Annotated in this window: 14 protein-coding genes; 6 read left to right on the plus strand and 8 right to left on the minus strand. The window is 74.2% G+C overall.

From position 1 onward, the window contains the following. The first annotated feature begins 26 nt into the window (after positions 1 to 26). From HDA33_RS12115 to HDA33_RS12125, 3 genes are all read left to right on the plus strand, one after another. Entirely contained in the window at positions 27 to 236 is a 210-nt protein-coding gene (locus HDA33_RS12115) for a hypothetical protein (RefSeq protein WP_184173544.1), read from the plus strand. A 431-nt stretch (positions 237 to 667) separates the two neighbouring features. Next, complete coding sequence (locus tag HDA33_RS12580; RefSeq protein WP_221433003.1) at positions 668 to 1,405, plus strand: 4a-hydroxytetrahydrobiopterin dehydratase; 738 nt, start codon at positions 668 to 670, stop codon at positions 1,403 to 1,405. Beyond that, complete coding sequence (locus HDA33_RS12125) at positions 1,383 to 2,108, plus strand: DUF2238 domain-containing protein (RefSeq protein WP_476703396.1); 726 nt, start codon at positions 1,383 to 1,385, stop codon at positions 2,106 to 2,108. The genes HDA33_RS12580 and HDA33_RS12125 overlap by 23 nt, the downstream gene beginning before the upstream one ends. Positions 2,109 to 2,166: 58 nt before the next feature. On the opposite strand, the gene HDA33_RS12130 is transcribed toward HDA33_RS12125, so the two are convergent. The 4 genes from HDA33_RS12130 to HDA33_RS12145 form a co-directional block, all read right to left on the minus strand. Next, a complete protein-coding gene (locus tag HDA33_RS12130) occupies positions 2,167 to 2,967 on the minus strand; it encodes an enoyl-CoA hydratase/isomerase family protein (RefSeq protein WP_184173547.1) in 801 nt (266 codons plus the stop codon). Positions 2,968 to 3,029: 62 nt separating this feature from the next. Continuing rightward, positions 3,030 to 4,232 (minus strand): acyl-CoA dehydrogenase family protein, encoded by a 1,203-nt coding sequence (locus HDA33_RS12135; RefSeq protein WP_184173549.1) that lies wholly within the window; start codon positions 4,230 to 4,232, stop codon positions 3,030 to 3,032. After that, complete coding sequence (locus HDA33_RS12140) at positions 4,229 to 5,824, minus strand: fatty acyl-CoA synthetase (RefSeq protein ID WP_184173551.1); 1,596 nt, start codon at positions 5,822 to 5,824, stop codon at positions 4,229 to 4,231. The genes HDA33_RS12135 and HDA33_RS12140 overlap by 4 nt, the downstream gene beginning before the upstream one ends. Before the next feature lie 153 nt (positions 5,825 to 5,977). Then, the gene (locus HDA33_RS12145) at positions 5,978 to 7,126 is read right to left on the minus strand and encodes an acetyl-CoA C-acetyltransferase (protein ID WP_184173553.1); all 1,149 of its coding nucleotides are present in this window, start codon (positions 7,124 to 7,126) and stop codon (positions 5,978 to 5,980) included. 92 nt (positions 7,127 to 7,218) lie between these two features. Here HDA33_RS12145 and HDA33_RS12150 point away from each other — a divergent pair, with 92 nt between their 5' ends. Further along, positions 7,219 to 7,650 carry a hypothetical protein gene (locus HDA33_RS12150; RefSeq protein WP_184173555.1) on the plus strand — a complete coding sequence of 144 codons (432 nt, stop codon included), beginning with the start codon at positions 7,219 to 7,221 and terminating at the stop codon, positions 7,648 to 7,650. An 87-nt stretch (positions 7,651 to 7,737) separates the two neighbouring features. On the opposite strand, the gene HDA33_RS12155 is transcribed toward HDA33_RS12150, so the two are convergent. Continuing rightward, positions 7,738 to 8,268: a MarR family winged helix-turn-helix transcriptional regulator gene (locus HDA33_RS12155; protein WP_184173557.1), complete on the minus strand. Its 531-nt coding sequence runs from the start codon at positions 8,266 to 8,268 to the stop codon at positions 7,738 to 7,740. Between the two features lie 152 nt (positions 8,269 to 8,420). On the opposite strand from HDA33_RS12155, the gene HDA33_RS12160 reads away from it, so the two are divergent. Together HDA33_RS12160 and HDA33_RS12165 are read left to right on the plus strand one after the other, a co-directional pair. Next, on the plus strand, positions 8,421 to 8,819 hold the full coding sequence (locus HDA33_RS12160) for a hypothetical protein (RefSeq protein WP_184173559.1): 399 nt from the start codon (positions 8,421 to 8,423) through the stop codon (positions 8,817 to 8,819). Between the two features lie 94 nt (positions 8,820 to 8,913). Next, on the plus strand, positions 8,914 to 9,177 hold the full coding sequence (locus tag HDA33_RS12165; RefSeq protein WP_184173561.1) for a DUF6480 family protein: 264 nt from the start codon (positions 8,914 to 8,916) through the stop codon (positions 9,175 to 9,177). A gap of 239 nt (positions 9,178 to 9,416) precedes the next feature. On the opposite strand, the gene HDA33_RS12170 is transcribed toward HDA33_RS12165, so the two are convergent. The 3 genes from HDA33_RS12170 to HDA33_RS12180 form a co-directional block, all read right to left on the minus strand. Continuing rightward, a complete protein-coding gene (locus HDA33_RS12170) occupies positions 9,417 to 9,794 on the minus strand; it encodes a hypothetical protein (protein ID WP_158492363.1) in 378 nt (125 codons plus the stop codon). A gap of 196 nt (positions 9,795 to 9,990) precedes the next feature. Beyond that, positions 9,991 to 11,433 carry an amino acid carrier protein gene (locus tag HDA33_RS12175; RefSeq protein ID WP_184173563.1) on the minus strand — a complete coding sequence of 481 codons (1,443 nt, stop codon included), beginning with the start codon at positions 11,431 to 11,433 and terminating at the stop codon, positions 9,991 to 9,993. Positions 11,434 to 11,455: 22 nt separating this feature from the next. After that, positions 11,456 to 12,868, minus strand: coding sequence for an RNase H family protein (locus tag HDA33_RS12180; RefSeq protein ID WP_184173565.1), 1,413 nt, complete (start codon positions 12,866 to 12,868; stop codon positions 11,456 to 11,458). Positions 12,869 to 12,937: the final 69 nt, after the last annotated feature.

The raw sequence follows: 12,937 nt of genomic DNA on the forward strand, positions 1-12,937 counted from the left end.
TCCGCCCCACCCATTACGCTCGCCCCATGAAGATCGGTCTCCGCAAGCCCAGCCTGAAGAAGTCCATCAAGGCCCGCACCACGGGCCGCGCCAAGCGGGCGATCAAGCGCAAGCTCATCCCCGGTTACGGCCGCAAGGGGATGGGCTGGCTGCGCGATCCGAAGCGCGCCGCCTACAACGCCGTCTACCGGCGCACCACGGTCGGGCTGGGCGACGTCCTGAAGATGTTTCGATGAGCACGCGCAGCAGCATCCCCGACGCCGTCGATACGGACCGGACCGCCGGCACCATCGAGCTCCTCGAACCGCCCCGTGAGGCCGTGGAGTGGATGGAGTCGCCGGACCGGCCCACGGACCTCTGGTGGACCACCAAGGTCCGCGGGGAGGTGGACCCGTACTGGCACGAACTGAAGAGCGCCGCTCAGATCGCGGATCTGGTGCACGCACTCACCGACCCCCAGGACCTCGTCCAGCCGCTTCAGGAACTGACTAACGCCGAGACCATCGAAGTGCTAGTCAGCTGGGCGCAGGGCCACGGCCTCCCGTTGCCCTACGGGGGGCCCTGCGCACGTACGGCTACCCGCCGGACCCGGGGCTCGTCGCGTGATCGCCGGCGGTCGTGTCGCGCGGCCGCCTCGTCCCCGCACCGCACCAGGCATCATGGCCCAATGACGTCCACCCTGGACCTCCTCGCCGCCACCCCGGCCCTCCGCCCGCTCGACCCGGCGGACGTCGCCGCGGCGCTCGCGGCCGCGCCCGAGCTGGCCGGCTGGGCGGTCGCCGCCCCCGAGGCTCCCGTCGCCGCCCCGCCCGAACTCGCCATCACCTACGCCACCGGCGACTTCGCCACCGCCCTCGCCCTGGCCGACCGGATCGGGGAGGCCGCCGAGGCCGCCGACCACCACCCGGACCTCGCTGTCTCCTACGGCCGGCTCGGCGTGCGCATGCACAGCCACGACGTCCGCGCCCTCACCTCCCGGGACGTCCGCCTGGCCCGCACCGTCGCCCGCCTCGCCGCCGAGGTGCTCGCGCCCACCGCCCTGGCCGCCTACGGCACCCTCGCGCCGGGCCGCTCGAACGCGCACGTCATGGACGGCGTCCGCGGCCCGTGGACGCCCGGCACCGTCCGCGGCGTGCTCCACGCCAGCGGCGCCGGCGCCGCCACGGGCTACCCGGGCGTCGTCCTCGCCACCCCGGCCGCAGCGGAGCACCCCGCCGCCCAGATCGCCGACGTCCCCGCCCAGCTGCTGGTCTCCGTCGACCTCCCGGACCACTGGGACCGCCTCGACGCCTTCGAGGGCGCCGGCTACCGGCGCGTGCCCGCCGTCGTCGCCCTGGACGACGACGCCGTCCGTCCCGCCTACCTCTACGAGCTGGTCCCCGATGCCGTCCCGCCGTCCGCCTGAGCGCCCCGTCGTCGGCCCCGCCGCTCCCGACGTCGCCCCGTCCCGTCCGGTCCCCGGGTCCTGTCAGCGCGCGCTCGTCCGGCGCTCGCCGCTGATCCTCGCCGCGGTCGTGCTGCTTGTCAGCGCCGCCGTCCTCGCCGCCCGGGGCGAGACGGAGGCGGCCGGCCTCAGCGTGCAGATCGCGATGGTCGTCCCCGTGACGATCGCCGTCGAGCGCGCGGCCCGGGTCCGCCTGCCCACCTCCCTGCACGCGATGTATGCGGCTCTCCTGCTGTCCGCCCCGTGGCTGGGCGCCGCACTCGGGCGCTACGCCGCCTGGCCGTGGTGGGACGTCCTCGTGCACTTCTTCTCGGGCGTGCCCATCGCGCTGGGGGCCGTCCTGCTCCTGGGCGTCGCCGCCGCCCGCCGGAGCCTGGTCATGCCGCCCGGGCTCGAGGCCCTCACCGTGGTGGGGCTGCACTCGCTCGTGGCCCTGGCGTGGGAGGTCGCCGAGTTCACCGCGGACCAGGTGCTCGGCGCCCAGACGCAGAAGGGCAACACGGACACCATGACGGACCTGATCGTGGGCACGCTGGGGGCGCTGCTCGTCGCGCTCGCCCTGTACGCGCACCGCACCCGGGGACGGTTCCCCTGGCTGGCCCGCTTCGCCGGGGCTCGGACGGACCTCGCCTGCGGGGGGCCGGCGCAGCCGCCGCCGGCCTGAGCCCGCGACGCCGTCGCCTCAGTGGGCGACGCCGCCGGCCCGGGCCGCAGCCCGCCCCTCACTGGCCCGCGAAGGCCTCCACCCGCCGCACGGCCTCCGGATGCTCGGACGCCGCCGCGATCGACGCCGCCTCCTGCCGCACGTGCGCGCGCAGCGCCTCGACGTCGGCCCCGCGCGCCAGCGCCTTCGTCGGCCCATAGGTGTGCGCCGGACCGGCCACCAGCTCGTCCTCGAGCTCCGCCAGACGTGCCGCGAACGCGTCGCCGGCCACCGCCTCAGTCGCCAGGCCCCACGCGACGGCCTCGGCCCCGTTCAGGCGCCGCCCGCCGAGCAGCAGCTGCGTCGCGCGCACCGGCCCGAGCACCCGCGGCAGCCAGTAGGACACGCCCGTGTCCGGGGTCATCCCGAGCGCGGAGAACGCCGTCACCAGCTGGGCGTCCTCGCGCACCAGCACGACGTCGCCGCCCAGCATGAGCCCGAGCCCCGCCCCGGCGGCCGTCCCGTTGACGCCGGCCAGCACCAGCAGGCGAGAGCCCGTCAGCGCCACCGCGACCTCGCCCGCCGCCTCGCCGAGCTCCTGGATCATCGTGCGCCGCTCCGGCCCGGCGGGGGAGGCAGCCATGGCCTGGACGTCCCCGCCGCCGCAGAAGATCCGCCCCGCGCCGGTCAGCGTGAGCACGTGCACGGACTCGTCCGCCTCGGCCGCGGCGATCGCCGCGAGCACCTCGCGCGCCATCGTCAGTCCGAGCGCGTTGCCCTTCGCGGGCCGGTTCAGCGTCAGCCGCACGACGCCGGGCCGCGTCTCGACGAGGACGGCGGGGGCGTCGTCGGCGGAGGAAGGGGTGGGCGCGGTGGTCATGTCAGCTCCTAGGAGACGGAAGGTGGGGGCGGGTGTCGGCCACGTGCAGGGCCGGCCGGGGCTCACGCAAACGCGCTCATCCCGGTCAGGTCCCGGCCGAGGATCAACGCCTGCACGGACTCCGTGCCCTCGTAGGTGTGCAGCGCCTCGACGTCGGCGAAGTGCCGCATCACCCGGTGCTCCAGCAGGATGCCGTTGCCGCCGAGCATGTCCCGGGCGATCTGCGCGACCCGCCGCGCGCCCCGCGTGCAGGCGTACTTCAGCAGGGAGGCCTGCTCGTCACGCAGCCGCCCGGCCGCCTGCAGGCGGGCCACGGCCACGCAGCGGGTCTGCATCGCGGTCACCTCGTCCAGCATCTGCGCGAGCCGTTCCTGCACCATCTGGTGCGCTCCCAGCGGCTTGCCGAACTGCTCGCGCTGCCGGGCGTAGGCCAGCGCGGCCTCGAACATGGCGGTCGCGTGGCCCAGCGCGGACCAGCCCACGTTCACGCGGGTGGCCACCAGCACGCGCGCGGCGTCCTTGAACGTCGCCACGCCCGGCAGCCGCGCGTCGTCACCGACCCGCACGTCGGTCAGCGTGATCTCGGCCTGGTGGATCGCCCGCAGCGCCCCCTTGCCCGTGATCACCTCGGCCTCGTAACCGGGCGTGGACTGCTCCACCACGAACCCCTTGACCTGGCCGTCCTCGGTGTCCCGGGCCCACACGATCGTGATGCCCCCGGCGGCCCCGTTGCCGATCCACTTCTTGGCGCCGTTCAGCACCCAGCCGCCGGCGCCGTCGGGCCGCGCGGACGTCTCGAGGGACACCGAGTCCGAACCGTGCAGCGGCTCCGTGAGCGCGAACCCGCCCGGCAGCGTGCCGCGCGCCACCGGCTCGAGGTACCTCTCCTTCTGCTCCGGGCTCGCGCAGTGCACCAGGGCGCGCAGCACGAGCCCGCCCTGCACCGCCGCCGCAGCCGCCATGGAGCCGTCCGCCCGGGAGATCTCCATCGCCACCAGGCCCGCGGCCAACGGGGACATCACGGCGTGCCCCGGCACCTCCAGCCCGTCGGTGAGCAGGTCCAGCTCGCCCGCGCGCGCCACCAGGTCCAGCGGGTACTCCGCCCGGTCCCAGTGCCCGTCGATCCGCTCGAGCACCTCCCGGCCGTAGGCACGGGCGCGGTCCCAGTGCGCGCGGTCCTCCTCCGTCGCCTCCCCGAACGCGTCCAGATAGTCGATGTCCAGGGGCGTGACGACGTCGTACGTCGGCTTCTGCCTGCGTGTCACCGGGCCTCCTGCGTCCGCTCGGCGCGCAGCGCGCGCTTGAGCAGCTTGCCCGACTGGTTCCGCGGCAGCTCCGCCACGAAGTCCACGCGCTTGGGCACCTTGAAGCCCGCCAGGCGCTCCTTCACGTGGGTGCGCACGGTCTCCGCGGTCAGCTCGGCGCCCTCCTTGAGCACGACGACGGCGGTCACCGCCTCGATCCAGCGCTCGTCCGGCAGGCCGATGACGGCGACCTCGGCCACCTCGTCGAGCTCGTAGATCGCGTCCTCGACCTCCCGCGGGGCGACCAGGACGCCGCCCGTGTTGATGACGTCCTTGATGCGGTCCACCACCTGGATGTAGCCGGCCGCGTCCTGGGTGACCTGGTCGCCGGAGCGGAACCAGCCGTCGTCGGTGAACGCGTCCGCGGTGGCATCCGGGCGGTTCCAGTAGCCGGAGAGCAGCTGCGGCGAGCGGTACTGGATCTCGCCGGGCTCGCCGGGCGCGGCGGGGGCGCCGTCGGCCGTCATCACCCGCGCCTCCACGTGGAACACGGGGCGGCCGCACGAGGCCGGCCGCGCGTCGTGCTCCTCGGGGCGCAGCACGGTGCACAAGGGGCCCAGCTCGGATTGGCCGAAGCAGTTGTAGAAGCCGATGCCCGGCTGGCTCTGACGCAGGCGCTGCAGCACGGTCACCGGCATGATCGAGGCGCCGTACTGGGCCTTGCGCAGCGAGGAGAGGTCGCGCGTGGCCAGGTCCGGATGGTTCGCCAGCGGCACCCAGACGGTGGGCGCCAGGAACAGGGAGCCGATGTGCTCGGTCTCCACCAGCTCGAGCATCCGGGGGATGTCCGGGGCGGCCAGCAGGCGCACCGTGGCGCCGAGGCTCAGGTAGGGGAGCAGGAACACGTGCATCGCGGCGGAGTGGTACAGCGGCATGGCCACCAGGGGGCGGTCCTCGGCCGTGAAGTCCAGCGCAATGATGCAGGAGAGGTACTCGGCCACGAGCGCCCGGTGGGACATCATCGCGCCCTTGGGCGTGGAGGTGGTGCCGGAGGTGTAGAGCAGCTGGGCCAGATCGGTGGCCGACACCTCCGCCTCCGGGGCCGCGGCATCCAACGTCTCGTCCTGGGCGGTCTCCAGCACGGAGGGCTCGGCGTGGCCGGCGGGGAGCATGGTCCACACGTGCCGCAGCCCGGCCCCGCCGCCGTCGGCCCGGACCTGCTCGACGCGCTCGAGCATGCCGGCGTCGGCCACGAGCAGCTCCGCGCCGGAGTCCTCGAGGGCGTGGGCGAGCTCCCCGCCCTTGAGCGCGAAGTTCACGGGCACGTGCACGTAACCGGCCGTGACGCAGGCCAGGAAGAGCAGCGCGTAGGCGTCCGAGTTGGTGGCGTAGGCGGCCACCCGGGTGCCGGCCGGCAGGCCGGTGTCCTGGAGGCGGCGGGCCACGCGGTGCGCTCCGTCCCGCAGCTGGGCGTAGGTCCAGTCCCGGTCCTCGAAGCGCAGGGCCACGGTCTCGGGGTGGCGGGCCACAGCCCGCGTGAACAGGCGGCCGATCGTGTCCTCGGGCGAGGGGGAGCCGGCGGTCGGGGCGGCGGGCGAGGTCTGCTCGGTCATGGGGTCCTCCAGGTGGGGGCGGGACGGGGGTGCTGGGGGTGAGGGCGATGGGGGAGGGGGGTCTCGATCGGCGAGTGCAATCTTTTCTCCCGGAGAATCGATTGCATTCTTCCGACGACGGCCTCGCCGCCGCCTCGGGTGAGGACGGTGCCGTCAGAGCCGCTCGATGACGGTGACGTTGGCCTGGCCGCCGCCCTCGCACATGGTCTGCAGGCCGTAGCGGCCGCCGCTGCGCTCGAGCTCGTGCAGCAGGGAGGTCATCAGCCGGGCGCCGGTGGCGCCGATGGGGTGGCCCAGGGCGATCGCCCCGCCGTTGACGTTGACCTTCGCGGGGTCCGCGCCGGTCTCGGTCAGCCAGGCCAGCACGACGGCGCCGAACGCCTCGTTGATCTCCACGAGATCCATGTCGTCGATGGTCAGCCCCATGCGGTCGAGCGCATGCGCCGTCGCCGGGATCGGGGCGGAGAGCATCATGACGGGGTCCGCGCCGCGCGCGGAGATGTGGTGGATGCGGGCGCGCGGGGTGAGGCCGTGACGACGCACCGCCTCCTCGGAGGCGAGCAGGAGGGCGGCCGCGCCGTCGGACATCTGGGAGGCGGTGGCCGCCGTGTGCAGCCCGCCCTCGACGATGGGCGGCAGGGAGGCGATCTTCGCCCGGTCCGGGGTGCGCGGGCCCTCGTCCGCCGCCAGGCCGGCCAGCGGCAGGATCTCCCGGTCGAACCGGCCCTCGGCCTGGGCGGCCAGCGCCCGCTCGTGGGAGCGCACCGCGAACTCCTCGAGGGCGTCCTGGTCCAGGCCCCACTGCCGGGCCATCATCTCGGCGCCGCGGAACTGGGAGATCTCCTGGTCCCCGTAGCGGGCGGCCCAGGACTCCGAGCCGGTGAAGGGGTCCGCGAAGCCGAACTCGGCGGCCGCCCGGTTCGAGTGGGAGAGCGGGATCGCGCTCATGGACTGCACGCCGCCGGCGACCACCAAGTCCGCGGTCCCGCTCATCACGGCCTGCGCCGCGTAGTGCACGGCCTGCTGGCCCGAGCCGCACTGGCGCTCCACCGTGGTGCCCGGGACGTCCTCGGAGAGCCCGGCCGCGAGCCAGGCGTTGCGCGCCACGTCCATGGCCTGGGGGCCGAGCTGGTCGATGCAGCCGAGGATGACCTCGTCGTACTCGGCCGAGTCGATGTCCTGGCGGCCCACGAGCTCGCGCAGGGGAGCGGCCGCCAGGTCCAGCGGATGCACCTGCGCCAGGCCCTTGCCGCGGCGTCCCACCGGGGTGCGGACGGCGTCGATGATGTAGGCCTCGGGCATGGGGCTCCTCCAGGAGGTCGGGGCGACTGTGGCCCTGGTCACGCTAGCCCCGGCTCCCCGGCCGGACAACCTCGCCGGGGCATCATGGACCCATGCGCGCCGACCACCGCTTCGAGGCCACCCTGGACGAGGACCTGGAGGCCGCCTCCGCCTCCGCCCTCCACCACTGCCTCGTTACCGAGATCCCGCCGCTGACGGACACGCAGCTGCGGGCCTTCCGCCGGGCCCGGATCGAGATCCGCGCGGACCACGTCCCCTCCTTCGACACCGGCCTCACCGGCCTGCGCCTGGTGGTGGCCGCCGTCGCCCTAGGCCTGAGCGCCGCGGCCCTGTACAACGTGGCCCCCAACGGCATCGTCCTGGTGTGGGCGGTCGTGGCGCTGGCCGTGGTGCTGCTGCTGGCGATGCTGGGCATGACCCTGCTGCACGGCCGCAACCGGCGGCGCTCGCAGACGCTGGAGATGGCCGTCGCCCTCGCGGAGATCGTGGAGCCGCTGGGCGCCCGGCCGCGCGTGCGGCACTGAGCCGGACGACGGCGTCGCCCGCCTCCGCCTGGCGGCGTCGGCATTCCGCGGAGGCGTGCCCGCCTGCCCGGGGACGGCGGGGGAGGGTCAGTGCTCCGTGCCGTGTTCCAGCGCGTCCTCCGCGGCCTCGTCCACGCTGCGGGTGAGCGCGGTGAGGAACTTCGCGACGGCGGCCAGCTCGTCCGGGCTCAGCGACTCGACCGCGTCCAGCATGCTGCGGTGCATGCGGCCCAGGGTGGCGCGGACCTCGTCGTCGGTGCGCGCCGTGGTCTCGATGATCACCGACCGACGGTCGGCCGGATGCGGGGACCGGCGCGCGTAGCCGTCCCTGATGAGGCGGTCCACCAGGGCGCTGGCGGAGGCGGGGCTGATCTCGAGCGCGGCGGCGAGGTCGCGCTGGCGCACCGGCCGGCCGGCGCGGCTCTCGCGGAGCAGGTGGCGCAGGGCCAGCAGGTCCGTCTCGCCCATGCGCATCGAGTCCCGGGTGCGCTGGCGCATGCGCCGCTCGGCCGCGAGGTAGCCGCGCAGCAGGTTGAGGACCTCCACGGGCCCGGCGGAGTCGGGGGAGGAGAGGTACCAGTAGCCGCTCGCGGACGGCGCACGGTGGTCCTCGGTCATGGTCTCCCCTCCTGACGTGCCGTGATGTGATGGCGCGGCGGCCCGGGTGTTGTTAGCCTATCGAACAGATAGAGACTCGAACAGTCTGGTCCGCTCCCACTCCCGGGCATCGGATGGGCGCCTCTCCGAGCATAGAGAACAGGAGCAGGGACATGACCGCGACGATGCACCCGCACGTGGAGGATTCCACGGACGGCCTCACCACCACCTCCGCCGACCGGGCCGAAGAGGTCGCCGCCCGATGGGCGCAGGAAGTCTGGATCGCCCGCGCCCGCCGGCTGGCGGCCAGCGCCGAGCGCGCCGTGCTCGTGTTCCCCGAGGTGGCCTCCGCGCGGTTCGCCATCGACGGCGGCCCCGCGGCCCCGACCGTGGACATCGACTGCACCGTGCTGTCCGGCGAGGACACCGAGGCCGTGATCGAGACCATCACCTGCAAGGTCGTCGCCGACCTCGAGCAGCTCCTCGACGCGCGGTTCGCCACCCGGCGGATCAACGTCCAGGTGGCCGCCGAGCCTGTGGTCCCCGGCATCGGGGTGGTCGAGCTCGCCTGAGCGGGCCGTCGTGCCTGGTCAGGCCCCCCGGGGAGGGGTCTAGCGTGTGCGCGACAGGCGCCGCGTGCGCCGTCACCACGAAGAGGAGCCGTCCATGGCCGCCCCGCACACCCCCCGTCCCCACGACTCCGACCCTCACGACGCCCGCCGGGCCGCAGACGAGCACTCCGGCCACACGGACCGCGGCGGCACGCCGCCCGCCGAAGGGTCCGGAGTCGGCCCCACGAACCCGCAGATGGACGTGGAGCAGCCGGGTGAGCGATCCACGGGCAGGATCGTCCTGTTCGCGATCATCGCCCTGCTGGTGATCGGCATCCTGCTGTTCGTCCTCGGCCGCATGTTCGACGTGTTCGGCTGAGCGGGGCGGACCTCACCTTGACGGTGCCGCCGTCCCGCTCCACCGCGGAGAAGCGCCGGCCTCTTGAATCACCGCAGAGAAGCACGAGCTCTCCGCATCACAGCAGAGAAACGACATCACCGCCGGGCGGACCGGCGGTGATGTCGTTTTCTGCAGGTGGGTCTGGTGGCCTGGTGGCACCGGCGGACGGGCCGGCGGGTGAGCCGTCCGGCGGCGGCGGGGCCCCCAGCCCCGTGGGCTCAGAACCGGCCGCCGGTGGTGCGGCGCCCGCTGCGGGAGTTCATCGCGCCGCTGAGCAGTCCGCCCAGCAGGCCGCCGCCGCGGCTCGAGGAGCGGCCGGCGCCCATGCCGCCGAGTCCGCCCAGCAGGCCGCCGAGCCCGCCGGAGGTGCGGCCGTAGCCGCCGGTGGTCCGGCCGTAGCCGGCCTGGCCGCCGTAGCCCCGCGCGGTGCCGCCGGAGCTGCGGCGGGAGAGCTCGCGCAGCGCGAGGCCGCCGAGTGTGCCGAGCAGGGCGCCGCCGGCGCCGCTGGAGCGACGTCGGCCGTAGGTGTTCGCGCCGATGGTGGGGCGGCGTCGGCTGCCGCCGAGTGCACGGGTGATGCCGGACAGGATGCCCATGGTGTCCTCCTCGTACGTCTGGCCGGCCGCGGTGCACGGCCGGTCGGGTGAGAGCCAACGTAGGCCCGCGCCCCCCTGATCCGTCCAGGGTTCGACGCCGCTGGGACGGACGCCGCTGAGACGGACGCCGCCGGGACGACCCCCGCACCGGCCCGGGGCTCCCGGACCGGCCGGCGTCGCGCCCGGCGGCGTCGGCTCACTTCTGCAGCGGAGCGGTCTCCGGCGTGTCCTGCCACAGCGCCACGTTGCGGGCCTCGGGCAGGTCGGAGATGTGGAAGCCCGGATCCATGCCCGCCTTGAGCTTGCGCTCGTAGTCCTTGAGCAGCTTCACGGCCAGGCCGCCCAGCGGGATGATCGCCACGAGGTTGATGGTGGCCATGAGCGCGGCGAACGTGTCCGCGAGGTTCCACACCAGCGCCACGGAGCCGAGCGCGCCGCCGACCACGCACACCAGCACGAGCACGCGGAACACGGTGATGGCCGCGTCGGCGCGCTTGCCGGCGAGGTACCGGATGTTGGCCTCGCCGTAGTAGGTGTTGCCCAGCATGGAGGACCAGGCGAGGAAGAAGATGATCACGGTCAGCGCGGGGCCGGCCCATGCGCCCACGGCCTGCTGCAGCGCGTTCTGCGTGACGGCCATGCCGAGGGCCTCGCCGTCGCCGTAGGCCGGGTTGGAGAGCAGGATGATGAACGCCGTGGCCGAGCAGACGATCAGGGTGTCGAAGTACACGCCGAGGGACTGCACGAAGCCCTGCTTGGCGGGGTGGGAGACGGCCGCGGTGGCGGCGGCGTTCGGGGCCGAGCCCATGCCGGCCTCGTTGGAGAACATGCCGCGGCGCACGCCCTGCATGATCATGGCCATGCCGACGGCGGCGCCGGCCACCTCCTGGAAGCCGAGGGCGTGGCCCACGATGAGGCCGATCAGGGCCGGCACCTCGGTGATGTTCAGCGCGAGGACGATGATCGCCAGGATGATGTAGAACACGGCCATCACGGGCACGACCACGTTGGTCACGGCGGAGAGCCGGCGCACGCCGCCGAAGATCACGAGGCCGGTGATGACGGCCAGGGCGATGCCCACGATCCACGCGGTGGTGGTGGAGACGCCCCAGTTGGCCTGCACGGACTCGGAGATGGAGTTGGACTGCACGGCGTTGAACACGAAGCCGTAGGTCACGGTGATGGCGAGGGCGAAGATCGTCGCGAGCCAGGGGGCGCGCAGGCCGTCGCGGATGTAGTAGGCGGGGCCGCCGTAGAAGCCGTCCGGGCCCTTCTGCTTGTACAGCTGGGCGAGGGTGGACTCCACGAAGGCCGTGGCGCCGCCGATGATGGCCAGCACCCACATCCAGAACACCGCGCCGGGGCCGCCGATCACGATCGCGATCGCCACGCCGGCCACGTTGCCGGTGCCCACGCGGGAGGCCGCGGAGATGGTGAAGGCGCGGAACGGGCTGACGCCGTCGTTCTCGAAGCCCTTCTGCGAGCCCGCCGTCACCGAGCGGACCATCTCCGGGAGCATGCGCACCTGCACGCCCACGGTACGGATCGTGAACCACACGCCCGCCGTGAACAGCAGCGCCATGACCACGTACCAGTACTTGTTGTTGAAGGCGGAGACCGCCGCTGTGATCGCTTCCACAAGATCACAGCCTAGGGCCTGGTCACCGCCCGCGCGGCATCGGCCGGTGGCCCTCGGCCGCCTCGGCCCGGGCAGGCGTCTGCCCGGCCTCGGCCTCGGTCTCCTCGTGCAGGTCGATCAGCCGGTCCAGGCGGCGGCGCAGGTCTTCCTCGGAGGTTCCCACGCCGGCGTGGCGGGCGGCGGCGCGGGCCAGGTCGTCGGCCAGCTCGTTGCCCTGCACGCCCACGTGCCCCTTGACCCAGGTGGTCTCCACGCGGACGTCCGCGGCCTGGGCGAGGTCGACGGCGGCCAGCAGGCGCCTCAGGGTGCGGCGGATGCGCTCGCCGCGGGCGCCGCCGAGGGTCAGCCGGTCGCGGCGGGCGGCGTTGAGCAGCGCCAGGGCGGCACGCGAGTCGGAGTGGATGGTCACGCGCTCGCCGGGGACGCCGGCCCAGGCGCTGACCACGTGGCCGAGGACGAGGGCCTCGAGTTCCACCTCGAGGGGGGTGGTGGCCCCGTTGACGGCCTGGACGGCCCACATGCTGGGCCCGCCCACGGCGGCGGCGCCGCCGATCCGGGAGCCGCGCAGCACGGAGCCGTCCACGTAGACGTCCGCCACGTCGGCCTCGTCGGAGAAGGAGAGGCTGTGGGTGACGGCCGGGAGGGTGCGTCGCAGGAAGCGGTCCGTGCGGCGGCGGGAGAGGAACACGCCCGAGGAGCGGCGCAGGGCGTCCTCCTCCTCCTGCGTGGCCTCGATGGCCTCCAGGGGGATGCGGGGGGACTCGGTGCGGGCCACGATCTCGGGGTCCACGTCCGGCAGGAGGTAGCTGGAGCGCTGGGTGCCCACGGGGGACTCGTGCAGCCGGTAGGACACCACCCGCATCTCCACGGGGGCGAGGACCTCCAGCAGGGAGAGCAGCTCGGCGTCCCGGTCCGAGCGCAGGCGGACGATCACGGGCCGGTCCGGGGGCAGGTCCACGGTCACCGTGGACCAGAAGGCGTGGAGCTGGGCGGTGCCCACCATGCCCGCGTGCACATGGCCGCGGACGTCGTCGCCGAGCTCGCGCAGCACGAGGTCCCGGGCCACGTAGACGATGCCGCCGGGCACCGGGTGCAGATCCATGCGCAGGGCCGGGCCGTGGTCCACGCCGGGCAGCATGGCCAGCGGGGCGGCCACCACGCGCACCCCGTCGGGGCGGACGCGGGTGCGGGGCGGGGCGGGCCGCGGAGTGGCGGGGCGGCGGTCGGTGAGGTCGACGGCGGGCCGGTCGTAGGGGATGCCCCGGGGGCGGCGGGCGCGGACGACGCGCAGCGGCGCGTGTCGCTCGGCGGCCTTGGCGCCGGGTCCACGGAACTCCCAGCCCACGTCGACGAGCGCCGCGGGGTGGCCGGCGGCGACGTCGTGGTGCAGCGAGCGGTCGACGGCCGTCCGCGGGTGGTTGATCCTGGCTCCCATAGTCATCGGCTGGTGGTCGGAGGGGACCGCGCCGGGGGTGTCAGCCGGGTCCGGGGCGGCCTTGCTGGT

Source organism: Micrococcus endophyticus (assembly GCF_014205115.1).
GTDB lineage: Bacteria > Actinomycetota > Actinomycetes > Actinomycetales > Micrococcaceae > Micrococcus > Micrococcus endophyticus.